Source organism: Micromonospora sp. PTRAS2, assembly GCF_054052245.1.
Genome location: NZ_JBSWBU010000010.1, coordinates 133917 through 156685, shown reverse-complemented (window position 1 = coordinate 156685; position 22769 = coordinate 133917). Strand labels below are relative to the sequence as shown.

The window sequence follows — 22769 nt, the reverse complement described above, 5'->3', positions numbered from 1 at the left end:
GCGTGGCGCACGGGGGGTGGCGGAACGACGACAGTGCGGGGTCAGCGCCGCGCCGCCGGGACGGGCGACCGGGCCAGCTCGTCGGCGATCAGCGCGGCGAGCCGGTCGAGGCCGGCGTCGATCTGCGCGGGCGTCACGGCGCTGATCGACAGCCGCAGCGCGGCCACCGGCGCGGTGTCGTCGTAGAAGTGGGCCAGCGGCGTCCACAGCACGCCGTAGTCCTCGGCGGAGCGGCGCAGCAGCGCGTCGTCGACCGGGAACGGGACGCTCACCACGGCGAAGAAGCCGCCCGCCGGGACGTTCCACCGCACCGGCGACGGATCGGGGAACCGCCGGGCGAGGCCGTCGACGAGGTGGCGCAGGTTGCGGGCGTACGCGGCGCGCTCGCGGGTGTTGGCGGCGACGAGGCTGCACCCGTGGGCGAGCAGCGCCCCGCCGACGACGGCCTGGGCGATGGCCGAGGTGTTCACCGTGACCATGCTCTTGATCTTGGCGAGCTGGTCGGCGAGCGGCCCGACGGTCCCGTCGGCGTCGCGCACCCGCTGGTCGGCGACCACGTAGCCGACCCGCGCCCCGGGCAGCACGGTCTTGGCGAACGAGCCGAGGTAGACCACCCGCCGCCCGGTGTCGAGGGCCTTGAGCGTCGGCACCCGCCCCGCCCCGTCGGCGTGGAACAACCCGTACGGGTTGTCCTCGATCAGCAGCAGGTCCTCGGCGGCGGCGAGGTCCAGCAGCCGCCGCCGGTCGGCCAGGTCGATGCTCGCCCCGGACGGGTTGGCGAAGTCCGGCATCACGTAGCAGGCGCGCGGGCGCAGCCCCTCGGCGCGGGCCCGGCGCACCTGCTCGCGCAGGTCCGCCAGGTCGATCCCGGCCGGGCCGCCGGCCACCGGGCGCACCGGCAGGTCCACAAGCCGGGCCGCGCCGGTCAGCCCGACGTACGTCGGGGCGACGGCGAGCAGCACGTCGGCGGGGCCGGCGCGCAGCGCCCGCAGCACCAGCAGCATCGCCTCCTGGCAGCCGACCGTCACCACGATCGACTCCGGGTCCACGGTGATCTCCTCGTCGACGGCGAGGTTGCGGGCGACGAGGTCGTGGATGATCCCCTTCGTGCGGCCGTACTGGAACAGGGCGCGGTGCACCTGCGCCGGCCCGTAGCCGAGGTCGTCGGCCAGGTGGGCGCGGAACGTCTCCAGGTGCCGGTGCAGGTCGGCGACGTCGAAGAACTCCTCGTACGGGCGGCCGGCGGCCAGCGACACCGCGTCGGGATAGCGCTGGGCGACCTCGTTGAGGAAGTTCATCGAGTTCAGCGCGGGGTCGCCGACCGCCGGGTGCAGGTCGGCCACCTCCAGATCGGCCACAGCCAGGTCGGCGTGCGCGCTCAGGTCCACCGGTCGTCCACCGTCCACGTTCAGCCTTCCGTGATCGTACGCAGGTCGCGGGCCTCCGCCGGGTCGGCGCACCCGGCGAGGGTGAGGGCGTCGCGCAGCTCCGCCGCGAGCAGCGCGAACGCGGCGTCGGCGCCGGCCCGCCCGCCGACGGCCAGCGCCCACAGCAGGGGCCGGCCCACCAGCACCCCCGACGCGCCCAGCGCCAAGGCGCGCAGCACGTCGACGCCGCCGCTGATGCCGCCGTCGACCAGCACCTCGCACCGGTCGCCGACGACGGTGCGCACCTGCGGCAGCATGGTCAGCCCGGCGGGGGCGGCGTCGAGCTGCCGCCCGCCGTGGTTGGACACCACCACCGCGTCCGCTCCCGCGTCGGCGGCCAGCACCGCGTCGCGGGGGTCGAGGACGCCCTTGACCACCAGCGGCAGGTCCGTGCGCCCCCGGAGCCAGGCGACGTCGGACCAGGTGAGGGCCGAGGCGAACGCGGCGCTGGTGTGCCGGGCCACGGCCGAGGTGCCGGGCGTGCCGGCGTGCGCCAGGTCGTCGCGGCTGCCGGGCAGGTTCGCGGCGGCCACCTGCGGCGGCAGGGCGAACCCGTTGCGGACGTCGCGCAGCCGGGGGCCGAGGATCGGCACGTCGACGGTGAGCATGAGCGCGGTGCACCCGGCCCGCTGCGCCCGGTCCACCAGCTCGCGGACCATCCCCCGGTCCCGCAGCCAGTAGAGCTGGAACCACACCGGCCCGCCGGCCGCCGCGATCTGCTCGATGGTGGCGCTGCTCAGGGTGCTCGCCACGTAGGGCACCCCGGCCGCGCCGGCCGCCGCCGCGAGCGCGGGCTCGCCGTCGGGGTGCACGAGCCGCTGGTACGCCATCGGCGCGACCGCCACCGGCAGGGCCTGCGCCCGGCCGAGCAGCGGGGCGTCGGTGCGGGGCCGGTCGATCCCGCGCAGCATCCGGGGCAGCACGGCGACCCGGTCCAGGGCGGCCCGGTTCGCGGCGAGGGCGGTCTCGGCCCCGCTGCCGCCGGCCACGAAGTCGTACACCTCGGGCGACAGCACCTCGCGGGCCAGCGCGGCGAAGTCGGCGAGGCTCGCCGCGAACGGCACCGCACCGGCGGACGCGGCCGCAGGCGCGGTGCCGGGCGGGGCGGGCGCGGCCGGGGCGAGCGGTTCAGCCATCGACCGCGCCCGCGTCGGCCGGCACCGCCGGGGCGACGCCGAGCCGGTCGCGCAGGAACGCGGCGGCCCGGTCCTGGGCGTGCCGACCGGCGTCGAACGCCCCCGGCATGGCGAAGAACCCGTGGATCATCCCGGGGTAGCGGGCCAGCTCCACCGGCACGCCCGCCGCGCGCAGCCGGTCGGCGTAGCGCTCCCCCTCCTCGCGCAGCGGGTCGTACTCGGCGGTGATCACCAGGGCCGGCGGCAGGCCGGTCAGGTCCTCGGCGAGCAGCGGCGACGCGAGCGGGTTCGCCGCGTCGGCCGGATCGGGCAGGTAGTGCCCCCGGTACCAGGCCACCGAGTGCCGGTTGAACAGCAGCGGGTCCTGCTCCCCGCCGGGCCCGGCGGACTCAGCGGGATCGGCGGACCCCGCCGGTTCGACGCGCTCGCGCTGGTCGGTGTTGGGGTAGACCAGCAGCTGGGCGGCCAGCGCCGGCCCGCCGCCGTCGCGGGCCAGCAGCGTCACGGCGGCGGCGAGGTTGCCGCCGGCGCTGTCCCCGCCGACGGCCAGCCGGTCCGGGTCGGCCCCGAACTCGTCGGCGTGCGCGGCGAGCCAGGCCACGGCGGCGTGGCAGTCGTGCACCGCCGCCGGGAACGGGTGCTCCGGGGCGAGCCGGTAGCCGACCGTGACGACCTGGCAGCCCGTGGCGTTGGCCAGCCGGCGGCAGATCCCGTCGGCCGTGTCGACGCTGCCGAGGGTCCAACCACCGCCGAAGAAGTAGACCAGGGTCGGCAGCGGGCCGGCCCCGGCCGGCCGGTGCACGCGTACCGGAAGGTCACCGGCGGGGCCGGGGACGACCGTGTCGCGTACCGCGTGCACCGGCTCGACGTCGCCGCCCCCGGCCCGGATGGCCGCCAGGTCGGCCGCGCGCGCCGCGGCGAGGGTCTGGGTGTACAGCGGCGCGACGCCGGCCGCCGCGCGCGCGGCCCGGTACGCGACCACCTGCGGGTCCAGGGGCATGGGTGGGTCTCCTTTATTCGCCGGTGGTGACGAACAGCTTGTCGATGCCGCGCAGGAACAGGCTGCCGCTGTAGACGGGCTGCTGGGTGATGCGCAGCCCGGGGAAGCGGGCGAACAGGCGGGGCAGGGCGAGCTGGCCCTCCAGCCGGGACACCGCCGAGCCGAGGCAGAAGTGCAGGCCGACGCCGAAGGCCAGCGACGGCGGGCCGGCGCGGCGCGGGTCGAACCGGTCGGGGTCGGGGAAGCGGGCCGGGTCGCGGTTGGCGGCGGCGATCAGCAGCATCACGTTCTCGCCCTCGGCGACCTTGACCCCGTGCAGGACGGTGTCGCGGGGCGCGGCCCGGGCCAGGAAGTGCACCGGGCTCTGCATGCGCAGCACCTCGTCGACGCAGCCCCGGGTCAGCTCGGCGTCGCCGGGCAGGGCGGCGGTCACCTCGGGGTGCTCCAGCAGCAGCGGCAGGCCGTTGCTGAACATGTAGACGGTGGTGACGAAGCTGGCGTTGAACAGGACGATGAGGTTGCTGATCAGCTCGTCCTCGGTGAGGTCCACCTCGCCGGAGTCGAGCGCCTCGACGAGGCCGCTGATCAGGTCCTCGCCGGGGGCGCGGCGGCGCTCGGCGATCCGCTCCCGGTAGTAGCCGCGCAGCTCGGCGGCGGCGGTGTTGGCCTTGGCCAGCCGCTCCGGGGTCGCCCCGGCCACGTCGAGGAAGTCGTCGATCCAGTCGACCCGCTCGCGGTACCAGGGCAGGTCGGCCTCGGGCAGGCCGATGAACTCGGCCATCACCAGCGCCGGGATCGGGTACGCGAAGTCGGCCACGAAGTCGACCTCGGCGCCGCCGGCGCCCGCCTCGGCCATCCGGTCCAGCAGCGTGTCGGTGACCCGGCTGATCACCGGCTCCAGGGCGCCCAGCCGGCGCGGGGTGAACGTCTTGGCGAACACCGCCCGCATCCGGGTGTGGTCGGGCGGGTTGATGAACATCATCGACGACTCGAAGGTGCGCAGGATCTCGTGCTGTTCCCAGCCGGGCGGGGACTGCTTGAGCCACTCCGGGTCGCGCAGCACCTGGTCGACGACGTCGTACCCGCCGGCGACGGCGCTGACGGTGCTGTGCTCGGGGCGGTTCGGGATCTCGCGGATCGGGCCCAGCTCGTGCAGGGCCGCGTAGAAGGGGTACGGGTTCTGCCGGCCCTGGTCGCTGTACAGGCCGGAGAGCAGCTCTTTGACGTCCACGGTGGTGCTTCCTCCCCAGGAAGTTGGCGACGGGGCGACGGGAGGAACACCCCCGCCGCCCCGCCGGTGTCACAGACCGAGCAGGCGCAGCGGCACCGCGTCGGCCATCGCCTGGTTGCCCAGGTCGTTCGGGTGGATGTGGTCACCCGAGTCGTACGCCGGCAGCAGCCGGCTCGGCTGGGCCGGGTCGCGCAGCACCTTGTCGAAGTCGAGCACCCCGTCGAACTCGTGGCTGCCACGCAGGTACGCGTTGACAGCCTGGCGGGTGGCCTCCTTCTCCGGGGTCCACACCCCCGGGTTGCCGTGCCCCTCGTACGGGGTCAGCGTGGCCACCAGGCTGGTCAGGCCGCGGGCCTTGACCTGCTGGTTGACCTGCCGCAGCGAGGCGATGATCTTCTCGGCGGAGTCGTCCGACATCCAGATGTCGTTGATGCCCAGGTGGGTCACGACGGTCCGCACGCCGGTCTGCGGGAAGACGTCCTCGTTGAGCCGGGCCAGGGCGTTCGGGCCCAGCTCGTAGTAGCCGGGGAAGCCGCCCGCGCCGGGCTCGGTGCCCTCGTGGTTGAGCCGGTTGCCGGCCAGGCTGAGGTTGAGCACGCCCGGGGTACGCACCTCGGGGCGGGCGTCGATCAGCCGGTCGGCGAGCAGGTCGGGCCAGCGCCGGTTGGTGTTGACCGTGCTGCCGTTGCCGTCGGCGATGGAGTCGCCGAGGACGACGACCGAGCCGGGGCTGAGCTTGCGCTGCACGTCCACACCGGACAGGAACATCCAGCAGCAGTCGGGGCGGATGGTGAAGCCCGTCCCGCCGGCGGCACCGGTGAGGTCGGTGGCGCCGATGAACGTGGTCTGCCGCGACTGGCCGTGGAAGGTCACCGGCCCGGTCAGCTCGGGGAAGTACAGCGTGACGACCAGGTCCTCCTGGTCACCGACCGGGAGGTCGACCGGGTCGCTGAGCAGCTCCCCGCCCTTGTTCATGGTGACCGACGCGGAGCCGTTGAAGGTCAGCTCCTTCACGGTCGGCGCGGCCACGTCCGACAGGTCCGTCGGGGTGGACGTGTCCGGCCGGGCGATGGTGGCCCGGCCGACCTTCACGGCCTGCTCGCCGTAGACGTTGCTCAGCCGCACGCGCAGCCGGGGACCGCCCACCGTGGTGTGCACGATCATCCGGATGCTCTGGTTGTTGAGGCCGGTGTTGGTCAGCCCGACCGTGTTGCCCCGGGTCACCGCGGCGGCCCAGCTGCCCGCCCACACGGGTGCGCCGGGGCGCTTCCCGGTGTCCGGGCCGGCGGTGGCCACCACGGCCGGCGCTCCCACGACCAGCGCCGTGGCCGCAGCGGCGATCACCTGCCATCTCTTCGGGGCCGTTATCAAGCGCCACTTGTTCGGAGTCGACATTGAACCTCCATGTTGGCAGCCCAGGGTCGTCCACTGACGACAGCCTCCTGGACGATGGTCCAGAAACCTAGCCGCGCCCCTGACAGGCGTCAATCAACCTGATCGACAAGATCAAATGACGTCGAGCTGCGGCCGCGCACCGATCGGCCCGGTGCCCGGCGCGGCCGGGCGGCCTACGCTCGAAGCTGGCGGCGGTGCGGTCGCCGAAGCGCGCCGCCGTCGCCGCGTCCCGGCCCTGAGCTGCCGGGACGCCGCTCGCGGCCGGTCGACGCGGGCGCCCCGCCGGGCCGCCGCCGACCGCCGCCGGAAGCTGATGGGGGCTGGCGATGACCGACGGTGCCGACCGACCGACCACCTATGTGCACGAGGCGCTGGAGCTGTTCGCCGGCTTCGGCGACCGGGAGGCCCTGGTGGGCGGCGGACGCCGACTGACCTACCTGGACGTGGCCGCGCAGGTGCGCGGCATGGCCGGCGCGCTGACGCGCGGCGGGGTCCGCCCGGGCGCGGCCGTGCTGGTGATGCTCGGCAACGCGGTCGAGGGGCCGCTGCTGCAGCTCGCCCTGCACCTGCTGGGCTGCCGGACGATGTGGGTCGCCCCGGTCACCTCCCGCCGCGAGGTCGACGACTTCGTCCGGCTGTCCCGGCCGGAGGCGTTCGTCTACGACGCTCGCGACGGCGACGGGCTCGGCCCGCGGATCGCCGCCGACCTGGCCGGCGTGCCCGTGTTCTGCCTCGGCCCCGGCGGCGCGGGCCCCGACCTCACCGCCGCCTCGCCGGGCCCCGACCTCGCCACCGCCGATCTCGACGCGGGTGCCGGGCTGCCCGTCGACGTGCCGGAGCCGGAGTCGTTCCTGCAGACCAGCGGCACCACCGGCACCCCGAAGCTGGTGCACCACCGGGAGAGCTTCTACCGCCAGGTCCTCGCCCTCGCCGCCGGCTTCCGCTCCGGCGGAATCCCGCTGCTGCGGCACCTGTCCCACTCGCCGATGTGGCTGGCCAGCGGCCAGATCACCACCCTGGTCAACCTGTTCAGCGGCGGCGTGCTGTTCCTGCGCGAGCGGTGGGACCCGGCGGCGTTCATCGCCACCGTCGGGCGGGAACGGATCAACTCGACGTTCGTCACCCCGCCGATGCTCTACGAGGTGCTCGACCACCCCGACCTGCCCGGCGCGGACTTCTCCGCCATGTTCATGTTCAACGTGGGCGCCGGGCCCGCCGCGCCCGCCCGCCTGCGCCAGGCGATCGCCCGCTTCGGCCCCGTCCTGCGCATCGTGTACGGGCTCAGCGAGGCCGTCGTGATCACCGCCCAGCCAAGGCTGACCGAGGACCCGGAGCACCCGGAGCGGCTGCGTTCCTGCGGCAGGGCGTACGGGGACGTGGCCGTGGAGATCCGCGACGCCGACGGGGCGGTGCTGCCGGCGGGCGTCGACGGGGAGGTGTGGGTGCGCACGAAGCTCAGCTTCGCCGGCTACCACGGCCAGCCCGAGCTGACCGCCGAGACCCTCGTCGACGGCTGGGTACGCACCCGCGACGTCGGCCACCTCGACGACGACGGCTACCTCTACCTCGTCGACCGGCTCGCCGACCGGATCCTCACCCGGCAGCGGAGCTGGCCGATCTACTCCCGGCCCATCGAGGACGTGCTCGCCGGGCACCCGCAGGTGCGCGCCGCCGCCGTGATCGGGGTGCCCGACGAGGTGGCCGGCGAGCTGCCGTACGCGTACGTGGTGGCGGCGCCGGGCGCGACGGTGACGGAGTCGGAGCTGATCGACCTGGTCATCGCCGAGCTGAGCGAGACGTGGGCGCCGGGCGCGGTGGAGTTCGTCGACGCGCTGCCGCTGAACCGGTCGGCCAAGGTCGACAAGCTGGCGCTGCGGGCCCGGTACGCCGCCGGCCGCCCCGCCGACCAGGTCGGCAGCCCCGCGTGACGACCGAGGCCGTCCCCGAGACCGGGGCAGAGGCCGGCGCGACGGCCGGTTCCACGGCCGGCCCGGCGGCCGTGGCGCAGGAAGGCGCCGTGGCGAAGGGAGGCGGCGTGGCGAAGGGAGGCGCCGTGGACCGGGAGCGGGCCGCCGCGCGGCGGGAACTGGTCACCCTCGTCGCCGCCGACCTGATCTCCAACCTGGGCAGCCGCATCTCCGTCATCGCGATCCCGTGGCTGGTGCTGACCACCACGGGCAGCCCGGCGAAGATGGGCATCGTCGCGGCGGCGGAGTTCCTGCCGTACATGCTGTCGAGTTCCCTGGCCACGCCGTGGGCGGACCGGTTCGGGGTGCGCCGTACGTCCATCGTGGTGGACGCCGCGAGCGCGGCGGCCGTGGCGGTGGTGGCGATGACCCCGTGGCTCGGCTTCGGGGCGCTGGTCGCCCTCGTCGCGGTGGCCGGCGGGCTGCGCGGCATCGGCGACCGGGTCAAGCACGTCATGTTCCGGCCGGCGGCGCAGCGCGCCGGGGTGCAGCTGATCCGGCTCACCTCCGCCTACGACGGCCTGGCCCGGGGCGTCACCCTCTTCGGCGCGGTGATCGGGGGCCTGCTCATCGACTGGGTCGGGGTGACCCGGGCCATCTGGATCGATGCGGGCACCTTCGCGCTCTGCGCGCTGCTGGTCGGGCTGCTGGTGCGCCCGCCGGCCGCCGACGCGCCGACCGCGCCCCGGGAGAGCTACTTCCGGGCCCTGCGCACCGGGTTCGCCTACCTGCGCACCGACCGGGTGCTGCTGGCCATGCTGCTGGTGGTCTCCGCGCTGAACATGATGGCCGCCGCCAACACGGCCGTGTGGATCCCCGTCTGGGTACGCGACGTGCTCGGCGACCCGGCCGGCTTCGGCCTGGTGCTGGGGGTGTTCGGCGCGGGGGCGCTGCTGGGCAACGTGGTGTTCACGATGGTCGGCCCGAGGCTGCCCCGCACGCTCGTCTTCGCCGTCGGCGCGGCGATGAGCGGCGCGCCCCGGCTGCTGACCATGGCGGTCACCGATCACCTCGTGGTGGTGCTGGTGGTGACGTTCCTGTCCGGCATCGGCATCGCCGCCGTCAACCCGCTGCTGGGGGCGACGCTCTACGAGCGGGTGCCCGACGCGTTGCAGACCCGGGTGCTCGGCATCGCCGGTTCGCTGGCGTTCGTCGGCCTGCCCGTCGGCGCCCTGCTGGGCGGCTGGTCGGTCGCCGTCCTGGGCCTCAAGCCGGCGCTGCTGGTGATGGCGGTGCTGTGCGCGGTGCTGACCGTGGGGCCGCTGCTCGCCGGTCCGCTGCGCGCGGGCCGGTCGCGCCCGGCCCCGGCCGCCCCGCCGGCCGCGCCGCCCGCCGGGTAGGGGACTGCTCGGCATGTCGGGCTGGTGGCGGTGTCCGGCCGCCGGGATACCGCCACCAGCCCGACATGGCTTCCTCGCATGTTCGCCCCGCGTCCGCCCCGCGTTCTCCGGCGGGCCCGCGTCGCGTCGGGTGATGCGCCTACCGTGGCCGGTCGGGTCGCACCGACTGCCTCCCCGGGCGCGACCGGACCGGCGACCCGCGAGGAGAACCATGCCGTCATCGACCGACAGCCCGGTGGCCACCGCCCGGCTCGGCACCGTGCGCCGGATCGGCGACGCCGCCGGGCACAACGCCTTCACCGATTTGGTCCGTCATCGGGGCCAGTGGCTGTGCGCGTACCGGGAGGGCGCCGGGCACCTCTCCACCGACGGCGCGATCCGGGTGCTCGCCTCCGCCGACGGGCGGGACTGGTCCCCGGTCGCCCGGCTGGAGCGGGCGGCCACCGACCTGCGCGATCCCCGGTTCGTGACCCGGCCCGACGGCCGGCTGCAACTGCTCGCCGCGGCGGTCACCACGGCGGAGGACGGCGCAGCCACCACGGTGGGAGACGACGCGGCCACCACCGCGGAGGACGGCGCGGCCACCGGCGACACGACGGGGCAAGCGGCCGGGCGCGGCGCGGCGCCAGCGAAGGCCTTCCGCACGCTGACCTGGCTGTCGGCCGACGGGCAGCGCTGGGGCGAGCCGATGCCGGTCGGCGAGCGCGACATCTGGGTGTGGCAGGCGGCCTGGCACGGCGGGGCCATGTACGGCATCGGGTACGCCACCCGGGAGCCCCGGTTCGTCCGCCTCTACCGCAGCGGCGACGGGCTCGACCTGCAGCCGGTCGTCGACACCCTCTTCCTCGGCGGCTACCCCAACGAGTCCGGGCTGGTCTTCGGCCCCGACGGCACCGCCACCTGCCTGCTGCGCCGCGACCGGGAGGCGGCCACCGCCCAGCTCGGGCGGGCCCGCCCGCCGTACCGGCACTGGACGTGGACCGACCTCGGGGTGCGGGTGGGCGGGCCGGCCCTGCTCGGGCTGCCCGACGGCCGCCTCGTCGCCGGGGTACGCCTGCTCGACGGCGGCCCGCGCACCGCCGTCTGCGCCGTCGATCCGCACCGGGACGTCCTGACCGAGCTGGTGGCGCTGCCCTCCGGCGGCGACTGCGGCTACCCGGGGCTGGACTGGCACGACGGGGTGCTGCGGGTCAGCTACTACTCCTCCCACGAGGAGCGGACCTGCGTGTACCTGGCCGAGGTGACGCTCGACGGGTAGGGGTGTCGACGCGGCGGGCGGGTCGGCTAGCGTGCCGATCATGCCGTCGAGCCGCACCGAAGCCACCGACCCGTACTGCCTGCGCGCGGGCGAGAGCGCGCGGCTGCTCGCCGGGCACCCGTGGCGGCGGTTCGTGGTGCTCGGCGACAGCGTCGCCGAGGGGCTGTGCGAGCCCGTCGACGGGTACCCGGAGGTGCAGTGGGCCGACCGGATCGCCGCCGAGCTGGACGCGGCCCGCCCCGGGCTGGCGTACCTCAATCTGGGGTTGCGGGGGCTGCGGGCGCACGAGGTCCGCGCCACCCAGCTCGCCCCGGCGGTGGAGTTCGGCCCGGACCTGGCGCTGGTGGTGTGCGGCGGCAACGACGCGTTCCGCTCCGCCTACGACGCGGACGCCGTCGACGCGGAGCTGGCCGCCATGGTCGCCGGGTTGCAGGAGGCGGGGGCGGACGTGGTGACGGTGGGCATGTTCGACGTGTCGCACAGCCCGGCGGTGCCGGCGCGGCTGCGGGAGAGCCTGGGCGAGCGGATGCGCCGGCTGGCGACGCACACCCGGGCCCTGGGCGAGCGGCTCGGCACCCTGCACGTGCACCTGACCGACCACCCGGCGGTGGCCGACCCGACGCTGTACAGCGGCGACGGGCGGCACGGCAGCGCCCGCAGCGACGCCATCGCCGCCGCCGAGACGGTCCGCCGCCTGGCTGCGCACCTGGCCGCGTCCGGCCCGCGCTGACGCCGGACGCGGCACGCACGCCGGGTCAGGTCAGCGCGGCCACGGCCGCCACCAGGCCCGCCAGGAGGACGCCGAGCAGCGCCACCGCCGCCGGACCGCGCCGGTCGGCGGGGAGCCAGGGGAACAGCCGGGACAGCCGGCCGAGCAGGGCCAGCGGCGGGGCGGCCCGCCACACGTCGCGCTCGACCGTGCGGCCGGCGAAGGCGGTGACCCCGGGCAGGTGCCCGACGGCGCGCAGCAGCGGGCCGGCCATGCGGCGGCTGTGGGGCCGGGGCGGTGTGCGGCCGGCGACGACCGCCGCGAGCGCCGAACGCAGGCTGCGCTCGTCGTTGGCCCAGTGGCTGCGGTGACGCACGACGCCGCCGGGGTCGATCAGGTACGCGGAGTTCGGCTTCGGGCTCATCGCCCGGTGCAGCCGCCCGTCGACGTCGTCGACGGCGACCTCGAACGGCACGCCGTGTCGGTCGCGCAGCTCCTCGGCGTGCGCCCGCTTCTCCCCGGCCGTGCGCGGCTGCCCGAACACGTCCCCGGGGTGGGCCTCGCGGGTGTTGACGAGCACGAACCGGACGCGGTCGGCGTACTCGTCGTACAGCCGGCGCAGCACCGGGCCGGCGCTCTCGGTCACCGGGCAGGTGCGGGAGCCGAAGACCAGCAGCACGGGCCGGGGGCCGAGGTCGCCGCTGCGGAACCGGCCGCCGTCCAGGGTGGGCAGGTCGAAGGCGGGCACCGGGTCCCCGGCACCGGGGGCGTCGCGACCGAAGGTCAGGTCGTCCACCAGGAGCCGGACGGTGAACCGGTCGAACCGGTAGGCGGCGCCGGGGTCGGGGCGGGTGGGGGCGGTGGCGCGCGGGAGGTGGGGCATGGGGGTTCCTTCCGAAGGGGCGAGACAGTTGACTGTTCGGTCAAGTGCGGGCGCGCGCGAAGCCCGCCGTCGCGGGGACGGCGGGTCAGCCGGCGGGGCGCAGCAGCAGGCGCACGCCCTCGGCGGCGGTGGCGACGTGCGCCGGCTGGTCGTGCACCTTCGCCAGCAGCGCCATGCCCTGCAGGTAGGCCAGCACCCGGCGCGCCGCGACGCCCGGGTCGACGGCCCGGTCGAGCTGGCCGCGAGCGCGGGCCTCGCGGATGGCGTCGGCGAAGTAGCCGGCCCACTCGTCGAGGATGGCCGCCGCCCGCTCGCGGCCCGGCCCGGGTTGCGCCGCCAGCTCGAGGGTCAACCCGCCCAGGGGGCAGCCCGGGGTGGCCCCCATCCGCTCGCGCGCCAACTCCAGGTTGCGGGCGAAGCCGCGCACGAACAGGTCGATCCGCTCCAGCGGCCCGACCTCCGCCTGGAACGCCTCGTCGAGCAGCGCCCGCATCAGCGCCCAGTTGGCCTCCAGCACCGCCAGGCCGAGGGCCTCCTTGGAGGGGAAGAAGTGGTAGAGGCTGCCCCGGTGCACCCCGGCGGCCGTGCAGATGTCGTCGATGCTCACCTCGGCCAGGGAGGCCCCGTGCACCAGGTCACGGGCGACCCTGACCAGCCTGTCACGCGTGTCCCGCGCCATGCCGCACCCACTTTCTTGACCGTGCGGTCAACAGCGTAGGCGGCTCTTGACCGCACGGTCAAGAATCGCGGCGACGGTCGGGGCGGCTGCCGTCGCGGCAACCGCCCCGCCGCGGTCAGTCGGTGAGCAGGATGCCGGTGAGCAGGACCCCGCGCGCGAGGTTGAGCACGCTGTCGCAGCCGGGGAAGCCCACCCGGGCCAGGCCGCCCGAGCCGGTGCGGCCGAACAGGTAGGGCGCGAGGCTGTACGGGACGTCGGCGGTGACCGTCTCCCCCGTCTCCATCCGCACGAAGTCCATCGCCACCCGGTCGGCCGGCATGTACTCCTGGAGGATGTAGCCGCCCTCGTCGAGGGCGGCGCGCAGCCCCTCCTCCCACTGCTGCGGGTCGGTCTCGCGGCCCAGCAGCACGCCGATGCCGGCGGAGCCGTCGGCGGGCTTGGCGACCAGGTCGTGCTGGTCGGCCAGCGCCCGGGGCAGCTCGGCGGCGGTGAGGGCGGTGGTGCGGGGGACGTACCGGCGCACGAGCGCCTGGTCGGCCTCGGGCAGGGTGTCGAGGTCCTCCCACAGCCAGGCGAAGTTGATCTTGTTGCCGAGCAGCCAGGCGGCGGAGCTGACGAACATCGGCAGGGTGCCGGCGGCGAGGGCACCGGCGACCGCGTCCAGGCCCGCACTGGCGTGCACCCGGTTGGGCACGAAGAGCCGGAACAGCGCGTCCACCGGGGCGCCATCGACGACGAGCCGCTTGTCCTCGTCCAGGGTCGCCAGCTTGAGCTGGGCGATGACCAGGTCGATGCCGAAGTGGCGGGCCCGGTCGGCCAGCGGGGACAGGATCCGGATGAAGTCGTCCGGCGTCTCCAGGCCCGGGTAGTCGGCGTCGAAGTCCAGCAGCAGCGCCACCCGGGCCCCGTCGGCCAGCCCCAGCTCGTCGCGGATCGCCACGAACCGCTGGTCCAGCAGGGACGGGGCGGGCCGCACCGCCAGCCCGTCGAGGATGCCCCGCTCGGCGTAGAGCTTCGCGTACCGGTAGACGACCGTGTCGGCGTCGAAGCCGCCGCCGAGGCTGCTGTCGATGTTGTACTCGACGAACTTCGGCACCCCGCCGGAGATCAGCACGTCCGGCCGGTACGCGGCCAGCAGCGCCTCCGACAGCACCTCGTCGGTGTCGAGCAGCTTCGTCTCCTCCGCCGGCACCCCGAGCAGCCGGGTCAGCTCCCCGGCGGTGCGGGCCCGCCGCTGGCACGACTCCAGGATGAGCTGGGCGAGCCGGTCGCACACCTCGTTCAGCTCGCGGAACGCGTCCGCCGGCATCACCGGGGGCCGGGCCAGCCGCCACGTCTGGTTGTAGGTCGCGCAGCCGTAGAAGATCTCCTTCCACGCGCCCGCCCCGGCGGCCACCATCGCCGCGCGGGTCGACTCCGGCAGGTCGTTCCACGCCTGGTCCAGCGGCGGCCACGGGTAGTTGGGGTCGATCATCACTCGTCCTTCATGGTGAGTTGGATGGCGGCGGTGAGCTGCTCGCGGCCGGGCTGCACGGCCCGGTCAAGCGCCGGGGCGAACGGCAGCACCGCGCCGTCGGGGCGGGTGACCCGCCGGGGCGGCGCGAGCAGCCGCACCCGTTCCACCACGGTCGCGATGATCTCCCCGGCGATCCCGCAGGACCGGTTGGAGTCGTCGACCACGACCAGCCGCCCGGTGCGGGCCACGGACGCGGTCAGCCCGTCCCAGTCGAACGGGTAGAGCGTGCGCGGGTCGAAGACCTCCACCGACACCTGGTCGGCCAGCTCCTCGGCCACGGCGAGCGCGTCGTGCACCAGGTGCCCGACGGCGACCACCGTCACGTCGTCGCCGGCCCGGTGCACCCGCCCCCGCCCGATCGGCACCGGGGCCAGGGCGGCGAAGTCCACGTCGGCGCGTACGTCCATCGCCCCGGCCGGCGCGAACACCACCACCGGGTCGACGTGCCGGATCGCCGAGACCAGCAGCCCGTACGCGTCGGCCGGGGTGGCCGGGACCACGGTGGTCACCCCGACGTGGGCGAACAGGCTGTACGGATGGTCGGAGTGCTGCCCCGCCCACCCCGTGCGCGAGCCGGAGCCCGGCACCAGGTAGGTGACCGGCACCTCGGCCTGCCCGCCCGTCATCAGCGGGAACTTGTGCGCGTGGTTGACGATCTGCTCGAAGACCAGGAACAGCAGGGACGGGATCTGGAACTCCACCACCGGGCGCAACCCGGCCAGGGCCGCGCCGGTGGCGAAGCTGGTGAACGCCTGCTCCGACAGCGGGGTGTCCACCACCCGGTCCGGCCCGAACCGCTTCAGCAGCCCGGCGGTGACGTTCGAGGCGGCCACCCGGATGTCCTCGCCGAGCAGGAACACCGACTCGTCGCGGCTCATCTCGTCGGCCAGGGCCCGGGTGAGGGCCTTGCGGTACGACAGCCGTGGCATCAGCCACCTCCCGTCCGGGCGACCAGCCCGCTGGCGTACAGGTGCGCCAGCGCGCCGGCCGGGTCGGGCTCGGGGCTGGCCAGGGCGAACTCCAGGGCCGCGTCGAGGGTCGCCTCGACGTCGGCGTCGACGGCGGCCCGGTCCACGTCGGACAGCCGGGCGCCCTGGATGTCGACCGGGTCGCGGGACCGGCCGGCGGCCACCTCCTGCGGCGCGCGGTAGTCGAGGCGTACCGCGTGCTCGAAGGTGTGGTGGGCGTCGAACCGGTAGGTGCGGGCCTCGATCAGCTCCGGCCCGCCCCCGGCGCGCATCCGGGCGACGGCGGCGGCCGTGGCGTCGCGTACCGCCTCGGGGTCCTGGCCGTCGACGACGGCCGCCGGCATGCCGAACGCCTCGGCGCGGCCGGGGATCGTGCCGGCCACCGCGCCCTCGACGGGCATGGTGGTGGCGTAGCCGTTGTTCTCGCAGACGAACAGCACCGGCACCCGCCACAGCGCGGCCAGGTTGAACGCCTCCAGCAGCATGCCCTCGTTGACCGCGCCGTCGCCGAAGAAGGTGGCCCCGACGAGGTCGTCGCCGCGCCGCCGACGCGCCCACACCGCTCCGGTGAGGATCGCGCCGGCGGCACCGACGATGGCGTTCGCGCCGAGCACCCCGACGGCGAGGTCGGCGGCGTGCATGGAGCCGCCGCGGCCCCGGTTGAGCCCGGTCTCGCGGCCCAGCAGCTCGGCGAGCATGCGGGCCGGGTCGGCCCCCTTGGCGAGCACGTGGCCGTGCCCGCGGTGGGTGCCGGTGACCAGGTCGTCGTCGCGCAGCGCCGCGCAGACCCCGGCGGCGATCCCCTCCTGACCGAGGTACGGGTGGATGCCGCCGACGATCGCCCCGGCGCGGACCAGGTCGACGGCCCGCTCCTCGAACCGGCGGATCAGCCGCACCGTGCGGTACAGCCGGACGGGATCGTCGCGGGTCACGCCGGGCGACCCTCCTTGATCGCGGCGAGGATGTCGTCCCAGAGCTGCGCGCGGGCGGTGAGCGCCAGGTTGACCGTGTCGGCGCACTCCTGCCACTTGGTGTCGTCGTCGCCGCACAGGTCGGCGAGCATCTGCATGGCCATCGGGGTGTGCTGCTCCCCGTCGACCTCGATGTGCCGCTCCAGGTAGTCGACGAACGTGTGCAGCTTCTGGCTGCGCTCGTTGACGGCGACGACCTGGGTGAACATGTCGGGGATCAGGTCCTCGCGGCCGAACGCGAACGCCGCCGCCTGGCAGTGCACCGGCGTCGACTCGATGATCTTCCAGGTGGTGGCGGCGAACGCCGCCGACGGGCCGGGCACGCCGGCCTTCACCAGCGCCTCGGTCACCGGCGTGCCGGCACGCAGCAGGTCGACCAGCGCGTCCACGGCGCCGGTGTCGGCCCCCGCCTCGGCCATGCCCCGCACGTACAGCTCGAAGTGGCTGATGTAGCCCTCGCCGAGCTCGTCGCTCTCCTCGACCATCACGATGTCGTTGATCAGTCGGCGGCTGCCGGACGGGCCGGTGGGGATCCACGGCACGTCCACGCAGGTGAGCTGCCGCTGCAGCGACTTCAGCAGGGACATGAAGTCCCAGACCGCGAAGACGTGGTGCTCCATGAAGGTCACCAGCGCCTCGTGGGTGTCCAGGTTGGCGTAGAGGGGGTGCTTGACCACCACGTCGCGGCGGTCGGTCACCGCCTGCTCCAACCGCTCGATGCCCGGGTGCGTCTTACCCCAGTCGTACCGTGACATTGTCAGCCTCCCTGCTGGGCGCGGTCGCGCCAGATGACCGGGCAGAAGTCGGGGTCCGCGTAGTCCGGCCGCCCGTCGTGGGTGCGGCGGACCAGCACGTCGTGGTTGTACGCGGCGAGGGTGCCGTCGGAGAGCGGGAACTCCCGGTAGGCGTTCGCGCCGTCCTGCAGGTGCAGCGAGATCGCCCGGCGCGGGCGACCGCTGACGTTCGCGCCGCTGCCGTGGTAAGTGCGGCAGTGGTGGAAACTCACGTGTCCCTTGGGGATCACCATGGGGATCTTGCGGATCTGGGCGCCGTTGTGCGCGGCGTTGCGGGCCAGCATCTCCTCGAGCTGGTCGCGGTCGCGCTCGGCGAAGTGCCGCACGACGGTGTCGTCGGCGCCGATCTCCTTCCACCGGTGCGACCCGTCGACCATGGTGATCGTGCCCATCTCCGCACCGCAGTCGTGGAACGGGATGAACGCGGTGAGCATGTCCTCCGACGACGAGGACGACCAGTAGTGCTTGTCGAAGTGCCAGGGCACGATGTTCGACGGCTCGCCGTCGATCGGCGGCTTGTAGATCAGCGTGGACTGGAACACCCGGATCTCGGCGGCCCGCGCGAGCCGGGCGGCGACCGCCCCGAGCAGCGGCTTGCGCAGGATCGCGGCGATCCCGTCGTGCTCGTAGTGGACGTAGTCGTTGTGCCGCTGCACCGGGCCCTTCGACGGGTCCCAGTAGGCGAGCTTCGGCGGGCGCACCGGCAGGGTGCGGTCCCGCTCGCCGTCGTAGTACCGGTCGGTGGCCGCCACGAGGGCGTCCACCTCCTCGTCGGTGAACAGCTTCTTCGACAGGTACCAACCGTGCTCGGCGTAGTGCCGCACGTCCTCGTCGGACGGCAGCAGCGCCTCCTCCTGCGCGGTCAGCGCCGGGTGGATCTGTGTGGTGGTCATGCCCCAACCCCTTGTGCCGTGCCGGCCGCGACGGCGGGGGTCGCCCCCGCCGCGGCCAGCTCCCGTTCCTTGGCCTCGTAGAGGGCCTTGATGTTGCCGCTGCCGAAGGTCAGCGCCCCGCGTCGCTCGATGAGTTCGAGGAAGAGGGTGCGCCGCACGTGCATCGACTCGGTGAAGATCTGCAACAGCTGACCGCCGTGGTCACGGTCGACCAGGATGCTCAGCTCGCGCAGCCGGTCCAGCGGCGCGTCGACCGGGCCGACCCGCCGTTCCAGGTCGTCGTAGTAGGCCCCGGGGGTGCCGGCGAACCGGACGCCCCGGGAACGCAGCGCGCCGACGGCGGTGACGATGTCGTCGGTGCGCAGCCCCAGGTGCTGCACGCCGGCACCGGCGTGCTCGGTGAGGAACGCGTCGATCTGCCCCGGCCGGTGGCTGCGGTCCGGCTCCAGCAGCACCAGGGTGACCTGCCCGGACGGGCTCTGCACCACGGTGGAGTTCATCGCCTGCCCGGCGACCTCGACGTGCTCGGTGAAGATCTGCGCGAAGCCGAAGACCCGCTCGTAGTGGGCGACGGTCGCGTCGAGCTGCCCCGGCGGCACGCAGATCGCCAGGTGGTCGATCTCGGCGAGCAGGCCGTCGTCGCCGGTCAGCTCGGTGGGCTCGGTGGTCTCGAACGCGCCGGGCAGGAACTCGCGCCGGTCGCCCCGGCGCTCCACCAGCCGGTGCAGCACGTCGCCGAAGCCGGCCACCTCGGCGGTGACGACCTCGGCGTCCGCGCCGGTGAAGGTGGCCGGCGGCGTCACCGGCGTCGCCCCCCGGCCCACCAGTTCCGCGTACGCCCCGGCGGCGTCGTCGACCTCCAGCGCCACCACGGCGATGCCGTCGCCGTGCCGCTGCACGTACGTCGACGCCCGGTGCCCGGCGGTCAGCCCGGAGGTGAGCACCATCCGGATGTCGGCCTGGCGCAGCAGCAGCGACCGCTGCCCCGCCAACCCGGTCTCGGGGCCGCCCTGCCCGGCCAGGCGGAACCCGACGGCGGTGCCGAAGTAGAAGGCGGCCTGCCGGGCGTCCCCCACGAAGAGTTCGATGTGATCTATAGAACGGATGTCCATTTACCAGCCCTTCCCCATGTCCCCCCGTGACTGCCGTCCGGGCTCCCCCGCCCGGGGTGTTACGCGAGATCACCTCCCGGCGCGGCGGCGCGCGCACCCGCACCGGCGGTGCGCCGCAGCAGCAGGCTCACGTTCTGCCCCCCGAAGCCGAACGAGTTGGTCAGCGCGTGTTCCACGTCGGCCCGCCTGGCCTCTTTGCGGATGTGGTCCGCCGGGCAGGCCGGGTCCGGGTCGTCGAGGTTCCAGGTCGGCGGCAGCAGCCCCCGGCCCAGCGCCAGCGCGGTGGCGGCGGCCTCCAGCACCCCGGACGCGCCGAGCAGGTGACCGGTGAGCGCCTTGGTGGAGCTGACCGGCACCCGGCCCTCGCCGAACACGTCGGTCAGGGCGGTGATCTCGGCGATGTCGCCGAGCTTGGTGCCGGTGCCGTGGGCGTTGACGTAGCCGACGTCGCCGGCCGTCACCGCGCCACCGGCCAGGGCCCGGCGCATGCACTCGGCCGCTCCCGCCCCGTCGGGCCGGGGCGCGGTGGGGTGGTGGGCGTCGGTGTTCGCCCCGTACCCGGCCACCTCGGCGTAGCCGGCCACGCCCCGGGCGGCGGCGTGCTCGGCGCGTTCCAGCACCAGCAGCGCCGCGCCCTCGGCGAGGACGAACCCGTTGCGGCGGGCGTCGAACGGCCGGCTCGCCTCGGCCGGGTCGGCCCAGCCCCGGGCGAGGGCCCGGGCGTTGCCGAAGGTGTCGGCGAAGGTGGGGAACAGCGGGGCCTCGCTGGCCCCGCAGACCACCACGTCGGCCTCCCCGGCCCGGATCAGCCGGACCGCGTCGGCGACGGCCTGCGCGCCGGAGGCGCACGCCGTGCCGACCGACGAGCTGTAGCCGCGGATGCCGTGGGCGATGGCGATACGCGCCGCCGGCATGTTCGGCAGGATCCCGGTGAGCAGGTACGGGCTGACCGCCGCCCGGCCCCGCTCGGCCCGCGCCAGCACCTGCCGCTCCAGGGTGGCCATCCCGCCGACGCCGCCGACGATCACGCCGATCCGGGCGGGGTCGACGTCGCGGCCCACCTCGATGCCGGCGTCGGCGAGCGCGTCGGCCGCGGCGAGCAGGGCGAGCACGACGATCCGGTCCAGCACCCGGGTCTCCGGGCCGGACGCGACCGTACGCGGGTCGATGTCCGGCAGCAGCCCGGCGGCCTCCAGCGACCCGTGGGCCGGGTGGTCCTGCGGCGGGCGGACCAGCCCGGACCGGCCGGCGAGCAGGGCGTCGAGGGTCTCCCCCGCCCCCCGCCCGGCCGGGGTCAGCAGGCCCATCCCGGTGATGAGGGCGGTCACGACGACGACTCGGTCAGGTAGCGCTCGCGCAGCACCACCTTGCGGACCTTGCCGGTGACGGTGACCGGGATGTCCTCGGAGCGCACCGGCACCACCCGGCGCAGGGTCGCCCCGACGTCCGCGCCGAGCGCGGCGCGCACCGCCTCGGTGCGGTCGACGCCCGGGTCGGCCCCGGCCGCCAGCTCCAGCAGCACGTCGGTGACGACGCGGTCGTCCTCCTTGACGATCACCACCGTGCAGTCGGTGACGTCGGGACAGGCGGCGAGGACCCGCTCCTCGGACAGGGCGGTGAAGAACCGTCGGCCGTCGCCGACCTCGACGGAGTCGACGGCCCGGTCCAGGTGGTAGTAGCGCCCGTCGGCGTCGGCGTAGACCAGGTCGCCGGTGAGGTACCAGCCGCGCAGCCGGAACCGGTAGGTGGTGACCGAGTCGTTCCAGTAGCCCCGGAACAGCGACGGCGAGTCGATGCCGAGGAAGCCGACCTGCCCCGGGGGTAGCTCGTTGCCGTCGGCGTCGAGCACGGCGACCTTCGTGAACTGGTACGGGCGGCCCACGCAGCGGCCGTACCGGTCGGTGTCGGCGGTGTGGGTGATGTGGAACATCGAGTGGCCCATCTCGCTGGAGCCCAGCCCGTCGATGAACACGGACCCGAGCACCCGCACCACGCCCTGGCGGGTCACGGTGTCCCGCGAGCCGACCGCGACGAGCCGGCGCACGTGCGGCTCGTGCGAGCAGTCGCCGGTGTTGAACCACAGCCGCACCGAGTCCAGGTCGTACGCGGACAGGTCGAAGCGGGCCAGCTCCGCCCAGGTGACGGAGAACCCGAACACGCCGTCGGGCCGCCAGCGCTGGATCGCGTCGAGGACCCGCTCGCCGCCCTGGTCGGACAGCAGGAACATCTCGGCCCGGTTGCCCAGCGCCTGGTTGACCATGAGCACGGTCGCGGTGTGCGGGGCGGGCAGCGCGTTGAGGATGCGGCGGGTGCCCTGCGCCTGCGGCATGGACAGCAGGTGCCGGGTGGCGGCGAACAGGCTCGCGTGCGAGTGCAGCACCGCCTTCGGCACGCCGGTGGTGCCGGAGGTGTGGGTGATGACGATCGGGTCGTCGGGGTGGTGCCGGTAGTGGGCCCCGGCGGCGGCCGGGTCGCCCGTGCCGGCGTCGGCGGGCGTGCCGAGCAGCGGCGCGCCGAGGTCGTGCCCGGCCAGCAGCTCGGTGTGCGCGGCGTCGGCGAGCACGCCCGCGCCGCGCAGCCGGCGGATGTACTCGGCGGCGATCTCCGGGCGCAGCCTGCCGTTCATCAGCGCGGGGATCGCGCCGAGGCGGGTCAGCGCCAGGAAGCTGAGCACCATGTCGGCGGCGGCGGTGGCCCAGACGGCGACGGGGTCGCGGGGCTTGACGCCCCGGGCGCGCAGCCAGGCGGCGCGGGCGGCGACCCGCTCGTCGAGCTGGCCGAGCGTCAGCGGGCGCTCGGCGGGGTGCCCGTCGACCTCCGTGTCGAAGGTCAGCCCGGGGCCGTCCGGGTCGGCGCCGTGCGCCAGCACCCGGGCCAGCACGTTGCCGGCGCCCAGCTCGGTGTCGGCGGCCAGCAGGCCGCGCAGTCCCTTGGTCCTCATGGTGTGACTCCTCCCCCCAGCAGCACCGCGACGGCGGCGGTCCCGGGCGGGTCGCCCGGCACTGCGGCCTCGACGCCCGCACCGGCGTCGTCGGGTGCCTGTTCGATCAGGATCAGTAGTGCCTCGTCGGCGTCGCCGTCGCTCAGCAGCAGTTCCGCCTCGGCCGTTCCCTCGGCCAGCGGGTCCCCGGTCGGCGCGAGGCAGACCACCGGCCCGCCCAGCCCCCAGCGCGCGGCGACGTGCCCGGCCACGCTGTTGGGCACCGACTGGAAGAAGAACAGCGGGCCCGGTCGCCCCCCGGCGGCGACCGTGGCGTGCACGTGGTCGGCGCTGGCCCGGTCCCCGGCGGCGCTGACCAGCACCACCGCGGTCCGCCCGCCGGCCGGTTCCGGGGCCGGTCGCTCGCCGTGGCGTCGGGTGAGGCACCGGTCGGCGACGGCCGCGACGACCGGGCTGAACCGCGAGTGCACGAACCCGGGCAGGGTCGGCGGGGCGGCGTCGCCCGGCTCCGGCCAGCGCGCCTGCGCGAGCACCCGCAGCCGGCCGTCC

At 75.0% G+C, this 22769-nt stretch carries 20 protein-coding genes; 4 read left to right on the top strand and 16 right to left on the bottom strand.

Annotated elements, in window-relative coordinates:
- Positions 1–41: 41 nt before the first annotated feature.
- The 5 genes from ACVMYR_RS26135 to ACVMYR_RS26115 form a co-directional block, all read right to left on the bottom strand.
- Positions 42–1460: an aminotransferase-like domain-containing protein gene (locus ACVMYR_RS26135; protein WP_457123011.1), complete on the bottom strand. Its 1419-nt coding sequence runs from the start codon at positions 1458–1460 to the stop codon at positions 42–44.
- On the bottom strand, positions 1409–2563 hold the full coding sequence (locus ACVMYR_RS26130) for an alpha-hydroxy acid oxidase (protein WP_457123010.1): 1155 nt from the start codon (positions 2561–2563) through the stop codon (positions 1409–1411). The genes ACVMYR_RS26135 and ACVMYR_RS26130 overlap by 52 nt, the downstream gene beginning before the upstream one ends.
- On the bottom strand, positions 2556–3563 hold the full coding sequence (locus tag ACVMYR_RS26125) for an alpha/beta hydrolase (protein ID WP_077940071.1): 1008 nt from the start codon (positions 3561–3563) through the stop codon (positions 2556–2558). Before ACVMYR_RS26125 ends, ACVMYR_RS26130 begins: the two co-directional genes overlap by 8 nt.
- Positions 3564–3576: 13 nt before the next feature.
- Positions 3577–4794 carry a cytochrome P450 gene (locus ACVMYR_RS26120; RefSeq protein ID WP_077940070.1) on the bottom strand — a complete coding sequence of 406 codons (1218 nt, stop codon included), beginning with the start codon at positions 4792–4794 and terminating at the stop codon, positions 3577–3579.
- A gap of 69 nt (positions 4795–4863) precedes the next feature.
- Entirely contained in the window at positions 4864–6135 is a 1272-nt protein-coding gene (locus ACVMYR_RS26115) for an SGNH/GDSL hydrolase family protein (protein ID WP_077940077.1), read from the bottom strand.
- 380 nt (positions 6136–6515) lie between these two features.
- Here ACVMYR_RS26115 and ACVMYR_RS26110 point away from each other — a divergent pair, with 380 nt between their 5' ends.
- The 4 genes from ACVMYR_RS26110 to ACVMYR_RS26095 all read left to right on the top strand — a co-directional run bounded on the left by ACVMYR_RS26110 (position 6516) and on the right by ACVMYR_RS26095 (position 11484).
- Positions 6516–8117 carry an AMP-binding protein gene (locus ACVMYR_RS26110; RefSeq protein WP_457123009.1) on the top strand — a complete coding sequence of 534 codons (1602 nt, stop codon included), beginning with the start codon at positions 6516–6518 and terminating at the stop codon, positions 8115–8117.
- Positions 8118–8224: 107 nt separating this feature from the next.
- Positions 8225–9496: an MFS transporter gene (locus tag ACVMYR_RS26105; protein WP_457123008.1), complete on the top strand. Its 1272-nt coding sequence runs from the start codon at positions 8225–8227 to the stop codon at positions 9494–9496.
- A 211-nt stretch (positions 9497–9707) separates the two neighbouring features.
- On the top strand, positions 9708–10754 hold the full coding sequence (locus ACVMYR_RS26100; RefSeq protein WP_457123007.1) for an exo-alpha-sialidase: 1047 nt from the start codon (positions 9708–9710) through the stop codon (positions 10752–10754).
- A 40-nt stretch (positions 10755–10794) separates the two neighbouring features.
- Positions 10795–11484 (top strand): SGNH/GDSL hydrolase family protein, encoded by a 690-nt coding sequence (locus ACVMYR_RS26095; protein ID WP_457123006.1) that lies wholly within the window; start codon positions 10795–10797, stop codon positions 11482–11484.
- A 25-nt stretch (positions 11485–11509) separates the two neighbouring features.
- Here the strand turns inward: ACVMYR_RS26095 and ACVMYR_RS26090 are convergent, their stop codons facing one another.
- From ACVMYR_RS26090 to ACVMYR_RS26040, 11 genes are all read right to left on the bottom strand, one after another.
- On the bottom strand, positions 11510–12346 hold the full coding sequence (locus ACVMYR_RS26090) for a TlpA family protein disulfide reductase (protein ID WP_457123005.1): 837 nt from the start codon (positions 12344–12346) through the stop codon (positions 11510–11512).
- 85 nt (positions 12347–12431) lie between these two features.
- The gene (locus ACVMYR_RS26085) at positions 12432–13025 is read right to left on the bottom strand and encodes a TetR/AcrR family transcriptional regulator (RefSeq protein WP_077940063.1); all 594 of its coding nucleotides are present in this window, start codon (positions 13023–13025) and stop codon (positions 12432–12434) included.
- A gap of 115 nt (positions 13026–13140) precedes the next feature.
- A complete protein-coding gene (locus tag ACVMYR_RS26080; RefSeq protein WP_176734229.1) occupies positions 13141–14499 on the bottom strand; it encodes an ATP-grasp domain-containing protein in 1359 nt (452 codons plus the stop codon).
- Entirely contained in the window at positions 14499–15470 is a 972-nt protein-coding gene (locus ACVMYR_RS26075; RefSeq protein WP_043968898.1) for an alpha-ketoacid dehydrogenase subunit beta, read from the bottom strand. Before ACVMYR_RS26075 ends, ACVMYR_RS26080 begins: the two co-directional genes overlap by 1 nt.
- A complete protein-coding gene (locus ACVMYR_RS26070) occupies positions 15470–16441 on the bottom strand; it encodes a thiamine pyrophosphate-dependent dehydrogenase E1 component subunit alpha (protein ID WP_457123004.1) in 972 nt (323 codons plus the stop codon). The genes ACVMYR_RS26075 and ACVMYR_RS26070 overlap by 1 nt, the downstream gene beginning before the upstream one ends.
- On the bottom strand, positions 16438–17235 hold the full coding sequence (locus tag ACVMYR_RS26065) for a DUF3050 domain-containing protein (protein ID WP_431894605.1): 798 nt from the start codon (positions 17233–17235) through the stop codon (positions 16438–16440). Before ACVMYR_RS26065 ends, ACVMYR_RS26070 begins: the two co-directional genes overlap by 4 nt.
- 2 nt (positions 17236–17237) lie before the next feature.
- Complete coding sequence (locus tag ACVMYR_RS26060; protein WP_357751859.1) at positions 17238–18167, bottom strand: phytanoyl-CoA dioxygenase family protein; 930 nt, start codon at positions 18165–18167, stop codon at positions 17238–17240.
- Complete coding sequence (gene hppD, locus ACVMYR_RS26055; protein ID WP_457123003.1) at positions 18164–19279, bottom strand: 4-hydroxyphenylpyruvate dioxygenase; 1116 nt, start codon at positions 19277–19279, stop codon at positions 18164–18166. Before hppD ends, ACVMYR_RS26060 begins: the two co-directional genes overlap by 4 nt.
- 59 nt (positions 19280–19338) lie before the next feature.
- On the bottom strand, positions 19339–20607 hold the full coding sequence (locus tag ACVMYR_RS26050) for a beta-ketoacyl-[acyl-carrier-protein] synthase family protein (protein WP_077940059.1): 1269 nt from the start codon (positions 20605–20607) through the stop codon (positions 19339–19341).
- On the bottom strand, positions 20604–22220 hold the full coding sequence (locus tag ACVMYR_RS26045; protein ID WP_457123002.1) for a class I adenylate-forming enzyme family protein: 1617 nt from the start codon (positions 22218–22220) through the stop codon (positions 20604–20606). The genes ACVMYR_RS26050 and ACVMYR_RS26045 overlap by 4 nt, the downstream gene beginning before the upstream one ends.
- Positions 22217–22759: a beta-ketoacyl synthase chain length factor gene (locus ACVMYR_RS26040; protein WP_077940065.1), complete on the bottom strand. Its 543-nt coding sequence runs from the start codon at positions 22757–22759 to the stop codon at positions 22217–22219. Before ACVMYR_RS26040 ends, ACVMYR_RS26045 begins: the two co-directional genes overlap by 4 nt.
- Positions 22760–22769 lie beyond the last annotated feature (10 nt).